The sequence below is a fragment of the Psychrobacter sp. DWR1-2-3 genome (assembly GCF_049896465.1).
In the GTDB taxonomy this organism is placed as follows: domain Bacteria; phylum Pseudomonadota; class Gammaproteobacteria; order Pseudomonadales; family Moraxellaceae; genus Psychrobacter; species Psychrobacter maritimus.
In genome coordinates, this window is the sequence record NZ_JAFCUJ010000004.1 from 159,027 (window position 1) to 180,163 (window position 21,137).

The 21,137-nt window shown below is 44.1% G+C and carries 16 protein-coding genes; 9 read left to right on the forward strand and 7 right to left on the reverse strand.

Features of this window, described 5'->3' with window-relative positions; genetic code table 11:
- The first annotated feature begins 169 nt into the window (after window positions 1-169).
- Window positions 170-1,828, forward strand: coding sequence for a 2,3-bisphosphoglycerate-independent phosphoglycerate mutase (gene gpmI / locus ACP7AA_RS09275; protein WP_201562953.1), 1,659 nt, complete (start codon window positions 170-172; stop codon window positions 1,826-1,828).
- A 573-nt stretch (window positions 1,829-2,401) separates the two neighbouring features.
- A complete protein-coding gene (locus ACP7AA_RS09280) occupies window positions 2,402-3,868 on the forward strand; it encodes a S41 family peptidase (protein ID WP_426223378.1) in 1,467 nt (488 codons plus the stop codon).
- Between the two features lie 47 nt (window positions 3,869-3,915).
- Here ACP7AA_RS09280 and ACP7AA_RS09285 read toward each other — a convergent pair whose 3' ends face one another.
- From ACP7AA_RS09285 to ACP7AA_RS09295, 3 genes are all read right to left on the reverse strand, one after another.
- Entirely contained in the window at window positions 3,916-5,637 is a 1,722-nt protein-coding gene (locus ACP7AA_RS09285) for a sigma 54-interacting transcriptional regulator (protein ID WP_426223379.1), read from the reverse strand.
- 176 nt (window positions 5,638-5,813) lie between these two features.
- Complete coding sequence (locus ACP7AA_RS09290) at window positions 5,814-7,661, reverse strand: sensor histidine kinase (protein WP_426223380.1); 1,848 nt, start codon at window positions 7,659-7,661, stop codon at window positions 5,814-5,816.
- A gap of 122 nt (window positions 7,662-7,783) precedes the next feature.
- Window positions 7,784-8,419 (reverse strand): response regulator, encoded by a 636-nt coding sequence (locus tag ACP7AA_RS09295; RefSeq protein WP_426223381.1) that lies wholly within the window; start codon window positions 8,417-8,419, stop codon window positions 7,784-7,786.
- A gap of 463 nt (window positions 8,420-8,882) precedes the next feature.
- On the opposite strand from ACP7AA_RS09295, the gene ACP7AA_RS09300 reads away from it, so the two are divergent.
- Together ACP7AA_RS09300 and ACP7AA_RS09305 are read left to right on the forward strand one after the other, a co-directional pair.
- A complete protein-coding gene (locus tag ACP7AA_RS09300; protein WP_281490163.1) occupies window positions 8,883-9,992 on the forward strand; it encodes a serine hydrolase in 1,110 nt (369 codons plus the stop codon).
- A 93-nt stretch (window positions 9,993-10,085) separates the two neighbouring features.
- Window positions 10,086-10,757 (forward strand): thiamine phosphate synthase, encoded by a 672-nt coding sequence (locus ACP7AA_RS09305; RefSeq protein ID WP_426223382.1) that lies wholly within the window; start codon window positions 10,086-10,088, stop codon window positions 10,755-10,757.
- A gap of 62 nt (window positions 10,758-10,819) precedes the next feature.
- On the opposite strand, the gene ACP7AA_RS09310 is transcribed toward ACP7AA_RS09305, so the two are convergent.
- The gene (locus tag ACP7AA_RS09310; protein WP_201562941.1) at window positions 10,820-11,149 is read right to left on the reverse strand and encodes a TraR/DksA family transcriptional regulator; all 330 of its coding nucleotides are present in this window, start codon (window positions 11,147-11,149) and stop codon (window positions 10,820-10,822) included.
- Window positions 11,150-11,517: 368 nt separating this feature from the next.
- On the opposite strand from ACP7AA_RS09310, the gene ACP7AA_RS09315 reads away from it, so the two are divergent.
- From ACP7AA_RS09315 to ruvB, 5 genes are all read left to right on the forward strand, one after another.
- A complete protein-coding gene (locus ACP7AA_RS09315) occupies window positions 11,518-12,732 on the forward strand; it encodes a phosphoglycerate kinase (protein ID WP_426223383.1) in 1,215 nt (404 codons plus the stop codon).
- Window positions 12,733-13,031: 299 nt separating this feature from the next.
- The gene (locus tag ACP7AA_RS09320; RefSeq protein ID WP_426223384.1) at window positions 13,032-13,418 is read left to right on the forward strand and encodes a hypothetical protein; all 387 of its coding nucleotides are present in this window, start codon (window positions 13,032-13,034) and stop codon (window positions 13,416-13,418) included.
- 437 nt (window positions 13,419-13,855) lie between these two features.
- Window positions 13,856-14,893, forward strand: coding sequence for a class II fructose-bisphosphate aldolase (gene fba, locus ACP7AA_RS09325; RefSeq protein ID WP_426223385.1), 1,038 nt, complete (start codon window positions 13,856-13,858; stop codon window positions 14,891-14,893).
- Window positions 14,894-15,012: 119 nt separating this feature from the next.
- A complete protein-coding gene (gene ruvA / locus ACP7AA_RS09330; protein ID WP_426223412.1) occupies window positions 15,013-15,633 on the forward strand; it encodes a Holliday junction branch migration protein RuvA in 621 nt (206 codons plus the stop codon).
- Window positions 15,634-15,836: 203 nt separating this feature from the next.
- On the forward strand, window positions 15,837-16,817 hold the full coding sequence (gene ruvB, locus ACP7AA_RS09335; protein ID WP_201563046.1) for a Holliday junction branch migration DNA helicase RuvB: 981 nt from the start codon (window positions 15,837-15,839) through the stop codon (window positions 16,815-16,817).
- Window positions 16,818-17,044: 227 nt separating this feature from the next.
- Here ruvB and ACP7AA_RS09340 read toward each other — a convergent pair whose 3' ends face one another.
- The 3 genes from ACP7AA_RS09340 to ACP7AA_RS09350 form a co-directional block, all read right to left on the reverse strand.
- Window positions 17,045-18,481: an FAD-binding oxidoreductase gene (locus tag ACP7AA_RS09340; RefSeq protein WP_426223386.1), complete on the reverse strand. Its 1,437-nt coding sequence runs from the start codon at window positions 18,479-18,481 to the stop codon at window positions 17,045-17,047.
- A gap of 186 nt (window positions 18,482-18,667) precedes the next feature.
- Window positions 18,668-20,326 (reverse strand): ABC1 kinase family protein, encoded by a 1,659-nt coding sequence (locus ACP7AA_RS09345; protein ID WP_426223387.1) that lies wholly within the window; start codon window positions 20,324-20,326, stop codon window positions 18,668-18,670.
- 105 nt (window positions 20,327-20,431) lie between these two features.
- Complete coding sequence (locus tag ACP7AA_RS09350) at window positions 20,432-21,127, reverse strand: ubiquinone biosynthesis accessory factor UbiJ (RefSeq protein ID WP_201562929.1); 696 nt, start codon at window positions 21,125-21,127, stop codon at window positions 20,432-20,434.
- Between the last annotated feature and the right edge of the window lie 10 nt (window positions 21,128-21,137).

A 21,137-nucleotide genomic window follows, 5' to 3' on the forward strand; every position in this document is an offset into this window, starting at 1 on the left:
GTTGTCGAGTTTTAAGCACTTTTTCTAGCCAATAAAAGCACTCAAAACCTTTAATTACGGGCTTAAAGGGGCGATTTTTCAGCTATTTGGAGATGTGTGGTAATATAGAGGGCTTTAAACATCCTAATATAGCATTATAGGCGTTCATTCACTTGAGGAGCGGTAATCCATGACCCATAACCAGCAACAATCAGAATTTATCGACGATAGTCAGGCCCAGCTCAATAATAAGCAGGATAGCGAGCAAAATAAAAAAGTGCCGCATGTCTTAATGATATTAGATGGTTTTGGGCATCGTGAAGACGACAAGGATAATGCGATTGCTGCCGCCGATATGCCAAACTTGGATAAGATTTATCAGCAATATCCGCATGGATTGATATCGGCTTCAGGAGAAGATGTCGGTCTGCCAGACGGACAGTTTGGTAACTCAGAAGTTGGCCATATGAATTTGGGCGCGGGCCGTGTGCTGTATCAAGACTCAACCCGTATCTCAAGTGAAGTGGCCAATCGTGAGTTTTATAAAAACGAAGCCTTGGTCAATGCGGTGAAAGCAGCCAACGAGCTTGGCGGAAACGTGCATATTATGGGATTGTTGTCAGATGGCGGCGTCCACTCGCATCAAGACCATATCGAAGCAATGTGTCATTCAGCGTTGGTACACGGTGCCAAAAATGTCTTTGTCCATTGCTTCTTAGACGGCCGTGATACGCCGCCAAAATCTGCTGATAAGTATATCAATCGCTTACGGGAGCATATTGGGAAACTCAACGCCCATTATGAAGGTGGGCGCGTCCAGATTGCCAGTATCATCGGGCGCTACTATGCGATGGATCGTGACAATCGTTGGGATCGCGTGCAAAAAGCCTATGAGCTTATCACCGAAGGTAAAGCCGATCGCTTAGCAACGCGTGCAGATGGCGCGGTACAAGCGGCGTACAAAGCACGTGAAACTGATGAATTTATTAATCCAACCATTGTCATTGGTCGCGATGAAGTGCCATATACAGTCGATGATAATGATGCGCTTATCTTTATGAACTTCCGTGCCGACCGTGCCCGTGAGCTTGCGCAAGCATTCGTGCTACCAGATCATGAGTTTTCAGGTTTTGCCCGTCATAAACAGCCAAGGCTTGCCGCTTTTGTGATGTTGACCAAATATTCTGACGTTTTAGCAGCCAATCCAAAAACCAGCATTGCTTATTATCCAACCTCATTGACCAATACGCTTGGCGAGTATTTGCAGAATAAAGGTAAAACCCAGTTGCGTATCGCCGAAACTGAAAAATATGCGCATGTGACATTTTTCTTTAGTGGTGGCCGTGAAGAAGAGTATAAAGGCGAGACGCGGATTTTAGTGCCCTCTCCCGATGTTGCCACTTATGATTTAAAGCCAGAAATGAGCGCCCCTGAGGTGACGGATGAGCTGGTTGCTGCCATTGAGTCTGGTAAATATGATGTATTAGTAGTCAACTATGCCAATGGCGATATGGTAGGGCATACAGGTATCTTTGATGCGGCGGTTAAAGCGGTAGAGGCGTTAGATGTCTGTATTGGTCGCGTAGAAACCGCAGTGCGCGCAGCTGGCGGTAATATGCTTATCACGGCTGACCATGGTAACTGTGAGCAGATGCAAGATTATGAAAGCGGGCAGGTACATACACAGCATACCACCGAACACGTGCCATTGATTTATATTGGCGAGCAGTCAGTAACAGTACGTAGTGGCGGTAAGCTGAGTGATATTGCGCCAACTATTTTGGCGTTGATGGATATTGAGCAGCCAGATGAGATGACCGGTGAAAATTTATTGGTTCCAGCATCATAATATGGTCACGTATTATTAATGTTTAAGGCTAATGCTTAATCGCTAATGCTTAATAGTAAGGCTTTAACAGCTTATTAGTACAGCTAAGCATTTTAAAAGAGGGAAGGATATTTATTATCCTTCTCTTTTTTTATGTGCTTTTTCCGATATTTTCTGCTGCCTTATTCTTCATGCATTTTGGCCGATACATTTTGCCTAAATTATTTGCAATACTATCCTAGTTTAAGATAGCCGCTTGGTGTTATTTTAACGGACATTGTTGATTAATAACTCTATAATTTATTCATCACCCTATAACCATATAACCATATAACCATATAATCATCTGATACATCTAACAAAGTTATAACAATAATAACCAAACCAAAATAACCAAAGCAAATTTTTTAAGGGGTTTCTTTTATGCGTCCTATTAGCTCTTTATCCTTATTGATGTTTAAGAGATTGGAAAACCCAATGCTGACACTATTTATGAGCGCTCGGTTTATAAGTTCTCAATCTTTTGGCTTTAAATCTATTAGCTCGCAGGTATTAAAGCCAGCTATTCTTACAAGCTTACTGGGTTTAAGCGTTATGATCATGTCTGCCCAAGCGGCTATCAATAATAACGGTAAAATAAATAACAATAAAAACCCTACTTCAAGTTTGCAATTAATCAGTCTTAATGCAGATGATGTGCCATTGGACAACGGTGCGGACGATTTTTCAGATATTGCAGATATGCTCGAATCAGCCGATCAAGTTGATGACTCAATAGATGCTGTCGCTGATGAGAGTGCATTGGATAATGGCTCAGATGCGATTAATACTGATATTCCAGATGAAGTGGCGCAGGTGTCATTAAATGCCATTTCGCCTGAAACCCTAAAAACCTTTGTTGCTGTCGTTGATTTGGTACGCCGTGAATATGTTGACGCGGTGAAGGATGAAGAGTTATTTAACAATGCCATGAGTGGTATGTTGACCAAGCTTGATAGTCATGCTGAGTTTTTGGATGCAGAGGCGTATGAGAATTTGCGCGCTTTTACCGAAGGAGATGTCGGTGATATCGGTATCAAAGTGCAATATCAGCCAAAAGAAGGTTATTGGGTGATTACGGAAGTAATTGATGGTTCACCTGCTGATAAAAAGGGCATTGCCGTTGGCGATTATTTGCATCAAGTCGATGAGTTTAAGCTTGGCGAAGAGGAAGAAAGTAATGATATCGAGCAACTCTTGACAGGGATTGCCGGCACGCAAGTAGATGTAGTAACGTCAAAAGCAGGTCGCCGTAAACACACCACGACTTTGCAGCGTAATAACAATCATCCGCAGATTATTGAAACTCGATTTGTTGATGGTATGGCGATTATTAGATTGCCCGCCTTTCAAAACAACAGCCGTGAGAAATTACTGCAAAGTTTGATTGATTTAGATGCGCCCGTCACCGGAGTATTATTAGATATGCGCGATAATCCCGGCGGCGTATTGGCGTCAGCCGTAAGCGTTGCTAGCTTGTTTATGACCGATACCGATGTGGTACAAGTAAAAGGTCGTCAAAGTGACTCGCGCACGCTATCGACGCAAGGTGCCGCGTTATTAGAAGCGTTGCCCGTCGTGGTTTTGCAAAACCGTTATTCAGCATCTGCCGCCGAGGTATTAGCCAGCAGTTTGCAAGCGCAGAAGCGCGCCACTATCTTGGGCGAGGTCAGTTATGGTAAAGGCTCAGTACAGTCCGTTATCCCGCTGAATGATGAGCAGGCGGTCAAGCTGACGGTTGCCAACTATATGACCGCATTGGGTAAAAAGATAGATGGGGTTGGGGTAGAGCCTGATGTGACGTTGTTGGGTAATGAGAGCACATGGGAGCAACAGGCGCTTGATTTACTCCGTCAGCAAGCACTGCCTTCGGGTATTCGCTTTGTACGTAAGGCACAGGCAGACAGCGGTGCTAAGCAAGATAAGTCTATTAAAGACGAAGCGATTAAAAAGAAAGTCACTCAAAACAATACGGTCATCGACCATGTGATTGATAAACCGACTGCTAAAGACAAACGTTAATTTAAGTAGAGTTTAAATCAAGGCATCGCTTTAACAGTCGCTATTACTTATGATTCAGATTGATCTTCGGCAATCTCTAGCTTGGTCATGCGATAGCGCAAGGAGCGGAAGGTCGTACCCAATAGTTCGGCCGCTTGGGTCTTATTCCAGTTGGTTTGCTTAAGCGCTGTAATGATCAGCCGTCTTTCTTGTTCTTGTAGATAATGCTCTAAGCCTTGGGCAGGTAAGTGACCAGCGGCAATATCTTCTTTATGCCCTGACTTACTTAGACTGTCTTGCTTATCAGCTTGATTGTTTATTGACGCATCTAAACTACTAGCCACCGATTTATCAGCAGTTTTTTCGGCATTTTCTGCTGAGCGCGTGCTCGCTGGGCTTGTATTCATTGAAGGATAATGCTGAGTGGTGGTTCGATAAGGATGTATATTCGCTTTCGCTTGTTGCGTGCTGTCTGTTTGTACCTTACTTTTTATGGCATTATCTTTTATTGGGTCAGTTACCGAGCTTTCACTTTTATTTGAAAGAGAAGCGTTCGAGATTGTCGCTTTATTGGTACTGATATTTTGACTGGCAGATGTAACTACTTCTTGGTTGCTATCAACATCAGGTAGACCTAGATGACTGGCATCGATAGTCGACGTTTCTGCTAACGTTACCGCGCGCTCAAGGACGTTACGCAACTCACGAACGTTACCAGCAAAGTCATGATGTTGCAGGCGCGCGCAAGCACCGTCAGTCAGTGTTGGCGGCGATTCTAATTGCCATTCATCGGCGATTAGTGCCAAAAAGTGCTTAGCCAATACAGGGATATCATCACGCCGCGCGTTGAGCGTTGGCAGTTTAAGCTCAATCACATTAATACGATAATACAAATCTTGGCGAAAATTGCCCGCTTGCACCAGCTGATTTAAATCCTTATGGGTCGCCGATAAAATACGAATATCGACCGGTACTTCTTTGGTATCACCGATTGCGCGCACGGTTTTCTCTTGAATAGCCCGCAGTAATTTAACTTGCATCGCTAGTGGTAAGTCGGCGACCTCATCCAAAAATAGCGTGCCGCCATTGGCTTGTTGAAACAGTCCTTGCTTATCGGCAACAGCGCCGGTAAAGCTGCCTTTTTTATGACCAAAAAATTCTGACTCCATCAGCTCTGACGGTATTGCCCCGCAGTTGACCGGCACAAAGCTACCATCGCGGCGCGGGCTTAAGTCATGAATCAAGCGCGCCACCACTTCTTTACCTGTACCTGAAGCCCCTGATAAAAAAACCGGCGCTTGTGAGCGTGCCAATTTTAAAATGGTATTTTTTAGCGGATGCATGACAGCAGAGTCGCCAATCAAACGGCTATCGAGCATTTGCTGCTCAGGTGAACGCTCAGGCGTCGACTTGGACACATTATCTTGATGAATAACCTTAAGGGCGCTTTCAACCAATTGACGCAAACGAGGCAGCTCAAGGGGTTTATTTACGAAATCAAAAGCGCCTAGTTTTAACGCTTCAATCGCCAAATCCATACTGCCGTGTGCCGTAATCACTGCAATGGGCGTCGTTGAGCTGCCGCTAATATGCTTAACCAACTCTAATCCTGAACCGTCAGGTAATTTTAAATCGGTTAGACAAAAATCATAGTCATTTTCTTGCCAATAGGATTTGGCTTGCGACAAAGTATAGGCCACATCACTTTTGATGCCCATCTTGGTCAACGTGATTTGCATCAAGCGGCATAAATCTATTTCGTCATCAACGACTAGCGCGGTTGTGGTCATACATCATCTCATTGTTTTCAAGTACTTCATTGTCTTCAAGTACTACAAGGGTGTTAAAAAGGTATTAAAAAATCATCGTATCAAAGTTTATAGTGCATAAGTATCAAGGTTTATAGTGCATAAATAGTAGCGTTTATGAGACATTTATAGGTTTTCAATTATTAGGCAAACGCTTCCTATATGCTTTCATTTGTACTTTCATGGACGTCATGCTGGATGGCAGGGGCAATCAAACGGAAGCAGGTTTTTTTATGTTCCGGAATATAAAGCAGGCGCGCATGATTGGCCTCACAAAATGCTTGCGATAAGTATAATCCCAAACCTGTGCCAGCTTTATCGGTGGTAAAAAACGGATTAAATAAATGGGTTAAATCCACATCACTAACGCCCGTACCATCATCCAACACATCAATTATAACATCGTTATCAGCACAATAAATCTCGATTTCCACAATAGCATGAGGGTTAGCATAGCTGCTATGACGTAAACCATTGTTAATTAAATTGATAAGAATTTGCTCTAACTGGTGCGTGTCAAACGAGATTGTCGGCTGCGTATGGCTGCGTAAAAAAACATCGTGACCTTGAAAGTAATTGTCTAAAAATGTTGGCATCCAATCCGCAAGGACAATCATTTGCTGGTTGGCAATCTGCTGACGAGACAGCTTTAAGACATCTTCAATAATGCGATTGACGCGCTTGGTCTGCGTAAATATCATTTTATAAAGCTCATGGTTGCCAGCCATCTTGTCATTGGTACTTGTGTCGTTATCTGCTGTCTGACTTTCTTCGATATCTTCTATTAATAATTGGCTGGCTTGGGAGATTGCTGCTAAAGGATTTCTTATTTCATGGGCAATACTAGCGGTAAGCTGTCCTAGAGAGGCCAATTTTAATTGCTGCGCACTGGCTTGTTCACGGCGTAAATCTTCTAATATGATTAGCTTGCTGTCATCTTTTAAAGGGATAATCTCGACACGCAGCTTTCCGACGACTGAAGCATTGGCTACGGCTGGTAACTCATAAATAAAAGTGCGAGATTGACCAGCCTCTACCGATAAGCAGGCTTCGAGTAGTTGCAGATGTTGTGCGCGCAGCTGCTGCTGAAAATCAGATACGGGTTGATTTTCATTATAGTGTGACGTTTTTTTCGCCGTCTCGCTTGGGGTTTTTAGCATCTGACTGATATTGACCGCTTCTGTTATCACTAGCGGGGAAGGGTTTGGAATACTGAGCAGTTGATGGGCGGCAAGGTTTGCCAGCACAACATGCTTAGAGTCGATGACGATAACGCCATTGACCATTTGCGTGATGACTTCTTGATTAATGACGTTTAAGCGTTCGACTTCTTTTGCGTGGCTTGCCGCTACCTTTTCAAGCTGAACCAAACGCTGTGAGATTGACCAGCTTAAGCCACCCACTGCTAAAAAGCTGGCTGACATCAGTAGCGCGTCACCCAAATTTGCCAAACTCATACTGTTGGCAATGGCATAAAAAAACTGCTGATAGATAACAAAGATAATCGCAAGCAAGGTAATGATAAGCGCTTGCGAGCTATGTAAAAGCATAAAGCTGGCGGCGACTACCACCATATATAGCATGGTCAACTGCAAATCGGGCGCGCCAGCGGTATAAAGTAATAAGCTTAAAATGATGACATCTACTACTAAACCAAAAGCCAGCTGTCGCCGTAGATGCTTGGTCACCACATAAAATAAACCGAGTAAAATCAGGCTCAGCAGGACATAAAAGCTGAGCGCGGTTTGCTGCAAAAAGCTTGGTAATGATGAGCCATCGCTAGAGCGAGCCGTGATATAGACCATCAGCATAGAAAACAGGCTGAGAATAAATCGATAGCTGCTATAGATCAAACCCAACCTGCGTAGCTGCGGCAACGGCAAGGTATCGTCGCGCTGCAAATAATCCGTGATAGCGGTTATAACGCTAGGAGCAGATTTCTTATGTTGCTCATGTTGCTCATGTTGCTTAGACTTTGACGATGGCACAGGCTTTGGAGGTTTCATAGGCTTTAAAGTTTTCACTGGCTCTAAAGCCTTTTAAGTTGAGCGTAATAGAAGGGAAGGTGCTTACTAAACTTAGTAGCTTATACTTAGTAGCTTATACTTAGTAATTTATACTTAGTAATTTACGGTTGAATAAGACCATGACGAATGGCTAGATGGGTCAATTTCACATCGCTATCGACGCCGACTTTTTCATAAATACGATAGCGATAAGTGTTGATGGTTTTTACACTGACAAACAACTGATCAGCGATTTGCTGCGGACTTTGGCAGTTGACTACCATCATAGCGACTTGTTTTTCGCGGTCACTTAATAAGTCAAAAGGCGAGCTGGCGTTATCAGATAAAAGCACGTCAGCCAATTGCTCGGCGACGTCTTGACTAAAATAACGCCCACCTTGATAGATTTTTTTGACCGCGCGTATCATCTCATCAAGCGGCGTGCCTTTGGTAATATAACCATTAACGCCCGCTTTGATGAGCATCGAAGGATAAGGCTGCGCTGACATACTGCTGACGGCCAATATTTTGATGCCCATATCTAACTGAACCAAGCGTTTGGTGGCTTCAAGACCGCCAATGTTGGGCATATTGACATCCAGCAATATCACATCAGGGCGTAGCTGCTTGGCTATTTTAATCGCCATATCGCCGCTATCTGCCTCGCCGACGACTTCGATATCGGCACTATCTGCCAACATACGGCTAATGCCCATCCGCACCAAATCATGATCATCTACTACTAATACTCGAATCATAGTTATACTCTTTTCTATCTGTCAGAATAAAGGGCGCACTGCTAATGTTAAGCTGTTTAGCGTGTCTTATTTTTGGGTGCTTTATTGAATTGCTTTATTGAAATACTCTAAAAATTCGCTACTATAAGTATATCAATTAACAAAGACACTGATATTATGCGTCATAGTTTAATATTAACTTTGCAATTAAGAGGTTATAAGCTTAAATGTAAGGCTATATTGCGCCAGTGTTAATAAATATTGCTGTAATATAAAGTAAATGTAGTAAAGTTTGAATGTGGCTAAAAAATGACATCTAATTGATTTAGTAGATTAAACTTAAATGCAAACCATGATACACTAAAAATACAAAAACTCTATGTGAGTATCTACAAACACATCCATAAACGCTACGTACGTGGTTGCTGTTAGTGAGTATGTAACTGACTCTCTAACTAATGGCAGCGCGGCAGCAGGAGGCATAATGAAGCAACTACCATTAACCAAACAGCAATTAATCGCTGCTCTGATTTCATTGAGTTTGGGCAGTGTTGCACAAGCCGCACTTACAATTAATGGTGGTTCTAGCTCAGAGTCTAGCGCTCGTGTGAGCTGGGGCGGTGCCGATAGCCTGTCTGAAGCTCGCAGCATCATGTATAAAGCCAATAATAGTAATAGCGGCTCGGCGATTAAAAAAGTAGATAACGGTCACGGTACCACCAATATTACCAATACCCGCACGTTTGGTAATAGTAATAATAGTTTTAGCAATACGACTAACGCCAACAGCTATAACACCACCTATCGTGGCAGTTTTGGCAGCAGTAGTATGATTCCAATCAGTACCGATTCGCGCAGTGTTGCGGTCATCGATGCTGAAACGGGCGAATCTATCTACGAAAAAGACGCTGATATTGCCCGTCCAATGGCCAGTATCACCAAAGTCATGACGGCGATGGTGGTTTTAGATGCCGGTCTCGACATGCGTGAAGAGCTTACCCTTGACCCAGAAGATTTCGTCGGTCCTAAACGCGCCAGCTCAAACCTTAAGTCGGGCGACCGCCTAAACCGTGCTGAGATGTTACTGATGGCATTAATGAAATCAGAAAATCCTGCGGCAAAAAGTCTAGCGCGTAATTATCCAGGTGGTTATAGTGCCTTTATCCGTGCGATGAATCGCAAAGCACAAGACTTGGGTATGACTACTGCTTTTTTCGGTGATCCAACGGGTCTTGATAAGCGTAACGTTGCTTCGTCAAATGATTTGGTAAAAATGGTTCGTGCTGCAGGTAATTACGATGTCATTCGTCGTTTTTCTACCACCAAAAGTTACGACTTTTATGTCTCTAACTTTTCAAGCGGCAACCGTACTTATAAAGCCAATAACACCAGCAGCTTAGTGCGTGATGGTAGCTATCCGATTGGTATCTCAAAAACAGGCTTTATTAATGAAGCTGGTCGTTGTGTGGTGATGGAAACCCGCGTTAATAATCGCCCTGCAATTATTGTGATTTTAGGTGCGAACAGCTCAGCGACGCGTTGGGGTGATGCTAAAAACATTCTAAACAGCTTGGCGACTCGCCGTACGGTGTAAGCTTGCTGTTTTAGTATCTATAAAAAAGGCTGTTATGCGATATAACAGCCTTTTTATTGTGTTGAATTTAGGGCGTCTTTCAGGAAAAATCATATGAATCAAGCATCGGCTGTTACGCGAGCTCCCAAACTATACTTACTTACCAATGACGATGAGTTTGCAGTTTTATATGCCAAATTAGAAGCAGCATTCGCGACAGGGTTGATAGCGCTATTGCAAATCCGCCGTAAAAAGATTTTACAGCTGCCTGATGGCGCCGCAAAACTCTATGATGAAGCGCTGCAAATAGTCCGTTTGGCAAAAACTTATAATGTCCCAGTGGTCATTAATGATGATATAACACTTGCCGAAAAACTTGGTGTTGGGGTGCATTTAGGTCAACAAGATGGCGATATTAATGATGCTAAATGTCAACTAGCGCCCAAAAAGATTATTGGTCGTACTTGTCATGGTGATGTAGATTTAGTCAAAGAAGCCAAAAAAGAGGGCGCAAGCTATGCGGCGATGGGGGCGGTTTTTGCCTCAAACACCAAGCCCAATGCCAATATTATCTCACGCCAAGAGCTTATTGATGGCTGTCAGCAAGGGATTGATATATGTGTGATTGGAGGCTTAAGCGCAGAAAATATCGTTGAGCTGGCAGGTTTGCCGATTGCTTATGTGGCGGTCGTTGGAGATATTATGGACTTGCCTGTGCAGCAAATCACTGCGCGTTGTCAGCAATGGCAGCAGGCGCTCGATACTTGGCGTGCGCCTGCGGTATAAACGATAAAGTTAAAATAACAGTGAAGTTAAAATAAGGCTCAAGTTAAAATAACACTGAAGTGTTACTCAGCGTGTTCCATACAGAGAGTCGCGTAAGGTAATGCTTTTAAGCGTTGTTCTTCAATTTTTTCACCGCAGACTTCACATTCACCGTAAGTACCATTTTCAATGCGGCTTAGCGCGTTTTCAACATAGACTAAACTTTGACGTGCTTCGCCCATTAAGTTTGTGCGCATGTCGTTTTGACGATAAGAGATGGCTTGATCTTCCCAATGTTCATTGAGGTCGTCTTGTGGGTTTTGGATATGATCCTCGATTTTATTGATACGAGTCTCATACTCTTCTTTGAGTTTTAATAGTTCTTGTTTAGCTGTTTTAAGGTCGATACTCATTGGGTTCTCCTAATGGGTTATTTTTATTGTTGGCATTAATTATTACTAGCAGTTTATTATCACTAACCGCTTTATCATAAACAGCCTAACGAGTGAGTACCACCACGAAATGTTACTGATTTTTATCGAAATTTCGCCCATTTTTTTATTGTCTAAGCTTACTGGGTGAAATTTATGCAGGTTCTTTATGAGCATCTGCTAGAAAACTGCTAGAATACACCGCCGCAAATTCTTGTTGGGTTGTCTTTATAAAACCACAAGTAACAACAGCCAAAGAGCAACCCACTAGATGATTTGAACAATATTATTTAGACATTAATAAAAAGCCACACGGCAGATTAACCATAGATGATGCATAGGAGCAGGTAATGAATTTTTTGCGTATGAGTGAGCTGAGCTTAACCGATAAAGTGGTATTGATTCGTGAAGACTTAAATGTGCCTATCAAAGACGGTAAAGTCAGCAGTGACGCTCGCCTGCAAGCCAGTTTGCCTACCATTAAAATGGCGCTAGAAAAAGGCGCGGCGGTGATTGTCTGCTCACACCTTGGTCGTCCGACTGAAAGCAACCCTGAAGCCATATATTCGCTCGCACCGGTCGCTGAGTATCTAAGCGATAAATTAGCCGCACAACTATCAAAGCCAGTAAGCTTAAACACTGACTATTTGACTGCAGGCGTGACAATCAACGCCGGCGAAGTCGTATTACTAGAAAACGTGCGCTTTAATAAAGGCGAGAAGAAAAACGATGCCGATTTGGCGCAGAAATACGCTGAGTTGTGCGACGTATTTGTCATGGATGCCTTTGGTACTGCCCACCGTGCGCAAGCATCAACTGAAGGCGTGACCCAAGCCATGCACCAAGCAGGCAAAGTAGCTTGCGCCGGACCTTTACTGGCAGCAGAGCTTGATGCGTTGAGCTTAGCACTTGAAACGCCTGCACAGCCGATGCTAGCAATCGTTGGTGGCTCGAAAGTATCGACTAAGCTTGAAGTCTTGCACAGCTTGGCTGAAGTATGCTCACAGATTATCGTTGGCGGCGGTATTGCCAACACTTTCCTAGCAGCTAAAGGTTATAGCGTTGGCGCTTCCTTATATGAGGCGGACTTGGTGGACACTGCTCGTGATATCATGAGTAAAACTGAGATTTTATTACCTGAGTATGTGGTCGTTGCTGATAAAAACGACATCAACTTTGATGACTTTACCGGCTCATTACAACAAGCTACTGCAACTATCAAATCTGTCGATGCCATTGGTGACAATGACATGATCTTAGACATCGCGCCGGCAAGTGCTAAGCAATTGGCTGATGCTATCATCAAGGCAAAAACCATCTTATGGAATGGTCCGGTCGGCGTTTTTGAAGTCGATGCTTTCGGTCAGGGCACCCAAATCGTAGCAAATGCTGTTAAAGACAGCCAGGGTTTCTCGATTGCTGGCGGCGGCGATACCTTAGCGGCGATTGATAAATATCAAGTGGCTGATGGTGTCAGCTATATGTCAACAGGCGGCGGCGCGTTCTTAGAGTTTGTAGAAGGTAAGGTGTTACCTGCTGTTGCTGCCTTACAAATTCAGGAATAGCGCTTAACGATACTTCAGCAGTTAAGTAACAGTAGACGTACAACTTATCGTGAGCATCTAGGTTAGGCTATAAAAAGTTAGGCCATATAAATAATAAAATATAAGGTGACCGCTATGGTTGGCTTTCAATTGATGCTTAACCTGTCAATATGAAAGCAAGAAGTAAGAGTGGTCACTGATTATTATTAAGTGGTAATTATTTGTTTCTATACTGAAAATTGTTATTGCATGTCTAATTTGCACTCTATAAAATAGCGCAAATCATGTATTTGGCATGCTTTATTTACGAGAGGTTTATTATGTTAAAACGTCATTTATTACTTGCTAGCGTACTTGCTGGTACTTTTGCAATCACTGCATGTAGCCAAGAAACACAAGATAAAACGGCAGCTGCTGCTGATTCTGCTGCTGAAGATACTGCTGCTAACACTGATGCTGCCGCTGCTGAAGCTGAAGTTGCTGCTGCTGAAGCTGAAGTTGCTGCTCAAAACGCCGGTACTGAAGTTGCCGAAGGCGCTGAAACTGCCGGTGCTGCTGCTACTGATGCACTAGCAAATACTGGTGAAGCGGTTGTGGTAGGCGCCAATGAAGCCGTGTCCGCTACTGCTGGCGTGGTTGCCGATGGCGCAGCTGCTGTTGAAGATAAAGCCAGTGAAAACGCAGTAGAAGCAGAGCAACAGTACTAATTAGTAGTTTTAATTTTAAGCATTGGTTATAAATACCAATTGCTTTATAAGCCCTCAAAATATTTAAAAAGCTTTGGTAATAGCCAAGGCTTTTTTGTATTTAAAACATTCATCTAGCACAGCCAAATCAAAGACATAAGGTATTTGGTTTTATACGTATTTTTAATAGAGCTGTATAGGCGATAAGTCTTACCAAATAGATTGATAAAAACCGACCGTATTTTTTATAAATTAAGCAAAGAAATAAATAGTCGGCTAAGCGCTACGAAGCGGTGACAATTTTTGCTATAATCACGGCGTAATAATTACGATAAAAAACACCAGTTTTTCGCTGGTCTGGCTATATAAGGCTAGGATTTTAGGGCAATTGTTGCAACATCGTATTTTTAAGAATGATTTCTTAATATCATATTCAAAATTTAATCAGAGAGCGTCTTATGGCTTTAATATCGTTACGTCAACTTCTAGATCATGCCGCCGAGCACAGCTACGGTGTTCCTGCCTTTAACGTCAATAACTTAGAGCAGATGCGTGCAATCATGATGGCGGCCGACGCCTGTGACTCACCTGTCATTGTTCAAGCCAGTGCCGGCGCCCGTAGTTATGCAGGTTCTGCGTTTTTACGTCATCTGATTATTGCTGCGATTGAAGAGTGGCCGCATATTCCTGTAGTAATGCATCAAGATCATGGTATGTCACCTGCTATTTGCCAGCGCTCAATTCAGCAGGGCTTTTCATCAGTGATGATGGATGGCTCGCTTGGTGAAGATGGCAAAACGCCAATGGACTATGACTACAATGCTAGCGTAACCCGCGAAGTGGTCAAAATGGCACACGCGTGCGGTGTCTCTGTAGAAGGTGAAATTGGTTGCTTAGGTAGCCTTGAGACAGGAATGGCAGGCGAAGAAGACGGCTCAGGCGCAGAAGGCGTATTGGATCATGAGCAGCTATTGACCAGCGCTGATGAAGCTGAACAGTTTGTTAAAGATACCAATGTGGATGCGCTAGCGATTGCTATCGGTACCAGTCATGGTGCGTATAAATTCACCCGTCCACCCACAGGCGATATCTTATCCATTGAGCGCGTAAAAGAGATTCATGCTCGTATTCCGCACACCCATTTGGTTATGCATGGCTCGTCGTCAGTGCCGCAAGAGTGGCTAAAAGTTATCAATGAAAATGGCGGTAACATCGGTGAGACTTATGGTGTACCGGTTGAGCAAATCGTTGAAGCGATTAAGCATGGTGTACGTAAGGTAAATATCGATACTGATTTGCGTTTGGCATCAACGGGTGCAATCCGTAAATTCCTTGCAGAAAACCCAAGCGAATTTGATCCACGTAAATACTTTAAAGCTTCTATGGTTGCGATGTCAGATATCTGTACCAATCGCTTTGAAGCTTTTGGTTCTGCTGGTCAAGCACATAAGATTCGTCCAATCAGCCTTGAAGGTATGGTCGATTTTTATAAATAAGCGTTGCCAACAAGATATGCTCATTTAATCATAGCAGCGTGGCTTATTTTTAGCGCAGCTTCTATATTTAAGCTTTGTACTTATGTACTGTACGTCGGTTCTATAAAAGGTGATGAATGATGATTGGATTGGTTAGCGGACAGGTGCAGTATTTGATGGCGCCGACTGCCTGTGTCATGACCACCTCTGGCGTAGGCTACGATATAGAGCTGCCGCTACCGTCGTTTTGCCAGTTGCGTCTTAATGAGCAGGCGAGCATTTGGACGCATTTTCATGTGCGCGAAGATGCGCAGCTGCTTTATGGCTTTATCGATCGTAAAGAGCGCGATGTCTTTCGTCAATTGATTAAAATCAATGGTGTTGGGGCAAAAATGGCATTGGCTATGCTGTCTGCGATGTCAGCTGCTGAGCTAAAAATGCATGTCGAGCAAGAGTCGGAGGCGGCATTGACGCGGATTCCTGGTATCGGTAAAAAGACAGCGCAGCGTTTATTGATTGAGCTAAAAGACAAGCTAAAAAATATTGAGGTTGATAACAGTAATTTAGAGTTTGCGATTCAGCCTGTGCCCATTTCTGCTGAAGGCAGTATCATCGCTGAGGTGGAAGGCGCGTTAATTAGTTTGGGTTATAAAGAAAGAGAAGCGCAGCAAGCGATTAAAGCCGCTAAGAGTAATGGCGCTACCTTTGCAGATACGCAAAGCTTGCTAAAAGCCACCTTGCAACAGCTATCTGGCTTTTAAGTAATGTGAGCGCGTTATTCTATAGTATAAATAAGTCTTCAAAAGATAAGCGACATTCATTGTCGCTTATTTTCGTTTTAGGCTGTGTTTTTTTGACTCGCTGCTTTATGATGTTTTGCATGACTTATACGTAGCGTTTGGTTATGCTGTTTATTACCTAGTCTTTTAAAAATAATTATTTTAATAAAATGATAAAACCTATGATGCAAGATCGTTTGATTAATCCGTTAGAAGGGGCAGGTGATGCGCCTGACTCTAATATTCGACCAGCATTATTGGCTGAATATATCGGTCAGCCGGTGGTGCGTGAGCAGATGGAAGTGTTCATTAGCGCTGCCAGAGGCCGTAACGAGCCGTTGGATCATACCCTTATCTTTGGTCCACCGGGCTTAGGGAAGACAACCCTTGCCAATATCATTGCTCGTGAGATGGGGGGCAATCTGCGCTCAACGTCAGGGCCAGTGCTTGAGCGTCCAGGTGATTTAGCCGCCATGCTGACCAATTTAGAAGAAGGTGATGTACTCTTTATCGATGAAATCCATCGCTTGAGCTCTGTTATTGAAGAAATCCTTTATCCAGCGATGGAAGATTTCCAGCTCGATATCATGATTGGTGAAGGGCCGGCAGCGCGTTCTATCAAGCTTGATTTACCGCCGTTTACCTTAGTTGCGGCAACCACACGAGCAGGGCTGTTAACCTCGCCATTACGTGATCGTTTTGGGATTGTGCAGCGCTTAGAGTTTTATAATATTGCTGATTTGACGACGATTGTTAGCCGTGCCGCGCGTTTGATGCGGGTACCGATGAGTGAAGATGGTGCGGTAGAAATTGCTCGCCGTGCGCGTGGTACGCCAAGGATTGCCAATCGATTATTACGCCGTGTGCGTGATTATGCGCAAGTGAGAGGCGACGGTAGTATCAATGGCGCGATAGCGGGCAGTGCGCTCGATATGCTGGCCGTAGATAGACGTGGGCTTGATCATTTAGACAGACGTTATATCGAAATATTGCAAGAGCGTTTTGATGGTGGTCCAGCAGGGGTTGAAGCAGTAGCAGCAGCCATGGCTGAGGATCGCGGTACGCTTGAAGATGTGATTGAGCCGTATTTGATTCAGCAAGGCTATGTACTGCGTACCGCTCGTGGTCGGGTATTGACGCAAATGGCGATTGATCAGATGTTATAGAATAGTCAATTCAAAACGCACGAGGTATATCTTTAATAGCATTGTGCAGGTATAAATTTTTCTCGCTTGCTGTGTGCTTTGCACTCCAGAGGCTTTGAAAAATTCATATCTGCAGCCTCGCATTTGCTTCAAAATAAATGAACCATATTAAAACCAAAAATGCGTCTGCGTCTAATTTTTTAATTAAACACAGACGCATTTTTTTTGCTTTGATTTTAATAAGCTTATTAAATAGTGGGTAAAGCTTCAGGCCATATTTTACCGGGATTTAAAATGTTTTTGGGGTCAAGCGCTGACTTAATTGCTTGCATCAACACTAAGGCATTACCGTGCTCTTGTTGCATATATTTCTGCTTACCTTGTCCAATACCGTGCTCACCGGTACAGGTGCCATCCATCTCAATAGCACGGCTGGCAAGGCGGCTGATGATACCATCGGCGGTGGCGACTTCTTCAGGGTTGTTGGTATCGACCAATAATAAAACATGAAAATTACCATCGCCCACGTGACCGACGATAGGTCCAATCATGCCAGACGCTTCGATATCTTTTGCTGTCTCACTGACGCATTCTGCCAAGCGTGAAATGGGCACGCAGGCGTCAGTCGATAAGGCGCTTGCCTCAGGTCGTAGTGCACAGCTAGCATGATAGGCGTTATGCCGTGCTTGCCACAGACGTTTACGTTCGGCTTCGTTGGTATCCCAAGCAAAGTCCGTACCGCCGAATTCTTCGATGATATCGGTAAAGATTTGCGCTTGTTCAGCGACGCTGGCTTCTGTGCCATGGAACTCTACAAATAGCGTAGGTGTCTCAGTTAAATCAAGATTAGCGTATTGATTACAGGCTTTTATTTGCATCGCATCGAGCAGCTCAATACGGGCAATGGGCAAGCACATTTGAATGGTCAACATCACCGCCTGACAAGCATCTTCAATCGTTGGGAAGTGGCAGATACCACTGCCAATACATTCGCTAATACCAAATAACTTGAGCGTGACTTCGGTGACGATACCAAGCGTACCTTCTGAACCGATCATCAATCGCGTCAAATCATAACCAGCAGCAGACTTTTTAGCACGGGTGCCAGTGCGGACAATATCTCCACTTGCGGTAACGACTTCAAGGGCGAGTACCACATCTTTCATGGTGCCATAGCGGACAGCATTAGTGCCTGAGGCGCGAGTAGCGACCATACCGCCAATACTGGCATTGGCACCGGGGTCTATCGGAAAGAACAAGCCGGTATCACGTAAATAATGGTTAAGTTGCTCACGTGTGACGCCAGGTTGTACGGTAACGGTCAGGTCTTCATTATTAACCTGTAATATCGTATCCATCGCATGCATATCAATACATAGCCCGCCATAAGGCGCATTTAATTGACCTTCTAAGGATGAGCCAATACCAAAGGCAATCACTGGCATCTGATACTGATTGCAAATCTCAACCGCAGCAGCAACCTCGTGTTTATCTTGTACCGTCAATACCGCGTCGGGTGGCTGATTGGCAAGCCACGTCATGGTATGACCATGCTGCTCACGTATTGTGGTATTGGTGCTCAGTTGTTTGCCAAAGCGTGTTTGCAAAGCGGCAATAGCATCACTATGATTTGGTTTGACTGAATCATGAGACTGAGAAGGTGATGTAGATGATATGGTCGACATAGGTAAATTCTCCATATAAGACGTATTTTAACTGACAAAACAAGCTGTCAGATAAGATAAAAAGTTAAGCTCTAATTCATTTTGATTGCCGTTAAAGGACAATGAAAAGGAATTAGAGCTTATTAGATTAAAATTTAACTTTTATAACTATTAACGGGTCTTTTTTGTCGTTAAAAAATCAGCAATCTAAGCTAGAACCCGCCAAATAACGACAATCATAGCCAATAAATAAAAGATAGGCGCAAACCAACCGATTTGTGTGGCGATGGCAATAAACACGGCAAAACCTGACAACGCTAGCCAATCACGGCGACGATCATTAAGCATATCAGCGCGAATTTGTTGTATCTCTCGTAGCTGGCTGTCTTGTCTTGACCCTTGTGAGGCAAGGCTTTGTAGTCCTTGGTCTAGCAACTTAGGAATGTCAGTCGTTGATAATAGAATCTCGGGCAACTGCTGACGCAGATGTTGCAGATTACGCATCGGATCGAGCTGCTCTTTAATCCAGCCGCTTAAAATGGGCTTAGCAAGTGACCAGATATCAAGATCAGGATATAAATCACGACCAAGTCCTTCGACATGCACCAAAGTTTTGAGTAGCAGCATCAATTGCGGCGGAATACTCATATGATGGCGACGCGCGATATCTAAAATCTGCATCAACACACCAGCAAAGTCGATATCGTTAATAGATTTTTGTAGCATTGGACCGACAGTGCGTTTCATATCGCGCATCAAGGCATGCTTATCGGTATTGGGCGGTATCCACCCCGCTCGGCTGACGATATCAACCATCGCCGTAAAGTTGTTATTCATTACCGCCAAAAGCATGCGCGCGACAATAAGCTGGTCGTCTTTAGATAGCGTACCCATAATGGCGCAATCAAGGCCGATATAGCGCGGCTCATGACCCAAGTCAATCGCTGCCATATCTGCAGTGAGCGTTTTAACCGGCGGCGTTTCTACAAAGACATTACCCGGATGCATATCGGCATGAAAGAAATTATCGCGAAATACTTGGGTGAAAAATATCGTTAAGCCTTTTTCTGCCAGTGCTGCACGGTCATAACCAAGCTTATCAAACACCTCAACCTGCGAGATAGGAACGCCTTGGATACGCTCCATAACCATGACGTTTTTGGCCGCATCATAAACTTCAGGCACATACATCAGTGCTGAACCCAAGAAGTTATTACGCATCTGGGTGGTATTGTCTGCCTCTAAGGTCAAATCCAATTCATTAAGCATCACTTGGCGATAGTCTTCGACAATATCAACGATATGGATGGCACGCGCCGCTTCGATACGCGCCGATGCCCAATTGGCAAGCTCACGTAATAGTTCAAAGTCAGCAACGATAGTGGTGCGAATATCAGGGCGAACCACCTTTACCACTACCTCACGTCCATCGTGCAGAGCCGCCGTATGTACTTGGGCGATAGAGGCTGCTGCTAACGGCTTAACGTCAAAGCGGGCAAATAGTGTTGCGATAGATTGACCCAAACCATGTTTAGGGTCTTGGATTTGGGCAATGGCAACGTCCGAGTCGAAAGGCTTGACCTTATCTTGCAGCTGCACCAATTGCTCAATAATCTCAGGCGGCACCAAATCGCGGCGCGTCGAGAGCAATTGTCCCAGTTTCAAAAATAACGTACCCATATCTTCAAGCGCATACTTTATGGCATTGGGCTGATGTTTTTTACCCCAAGCAGCTGGATGCAAGCGAATTAAACGCGCTAAAGGTTGCAGCTGCGGCGCTTCTTCGACAGACAGATGGGTATCAATGCGATAAGCGGCGGCAATACGCCAAAGTTCAAATAAACGGGCGCGATGGGATAGTAGCATGGGATATAGGTACTCTAAAAATTCGAAAATAGGCTAGATATTGTATTTTTCATAACAGTAGATGTTTATAGAGAGCATTTAAACAATCTTAGCATCTACGTATTATTATCTATTATTGCTTAAACGTGCTTGCTCATCTTTGATAGCAGCAAGCTTAGCTTCTTCTCGCTCAATATCAGCACGCAGCTTTAATAACTGCTGCTTTAAATCATTCACTTCGGCAGCTTCCATCGGGTCAGGAGCAACATTACCGGCTACATCATTTGCCCAGTCGCTGACATCATTAAAGGCGCGTTTGGCACTATGACGCCAGCTGCCTTTTAGCTGCGAGATGAGAAGATGCAGTTGGCTGGCCATCGGTTTACCAATAAAGGGCTCAAGCTGTCCTGCGACATCAGGGTCAAAACCTGCGACCAGTTGTTTAAGTTGCATCAGCACTTTGTAATCACCGGCGATAGGCAAGTTGCCCTCTGTGCCGCGCATCAGGTTGAGCAGCTGCGCAGGATTATCAACGGTAATGATGCAGTCTGGACGACTATGGCCAAGACGCGCACGCTCTAGACTGGCCTTTTGGCGCTCATTCATATTGCCGCTTGGCTCAAAGACACTCTCAGTCATGACCGGCTCAAAGCGCAAACGCTCATCGGTAAATAAGACGTCCAAATTCACTTCAGGCGTGCCCATATTTAGACGCAGCACTTTGCCCGCAAGCGGTGCCAGACCAGCTTTGGTAATCTCATCGCTGGCAATGGCGATATTAATCAGCTTTTCGGCACCCGCCAAAAGTAATACAGTCAGCATAAGGCTCTCG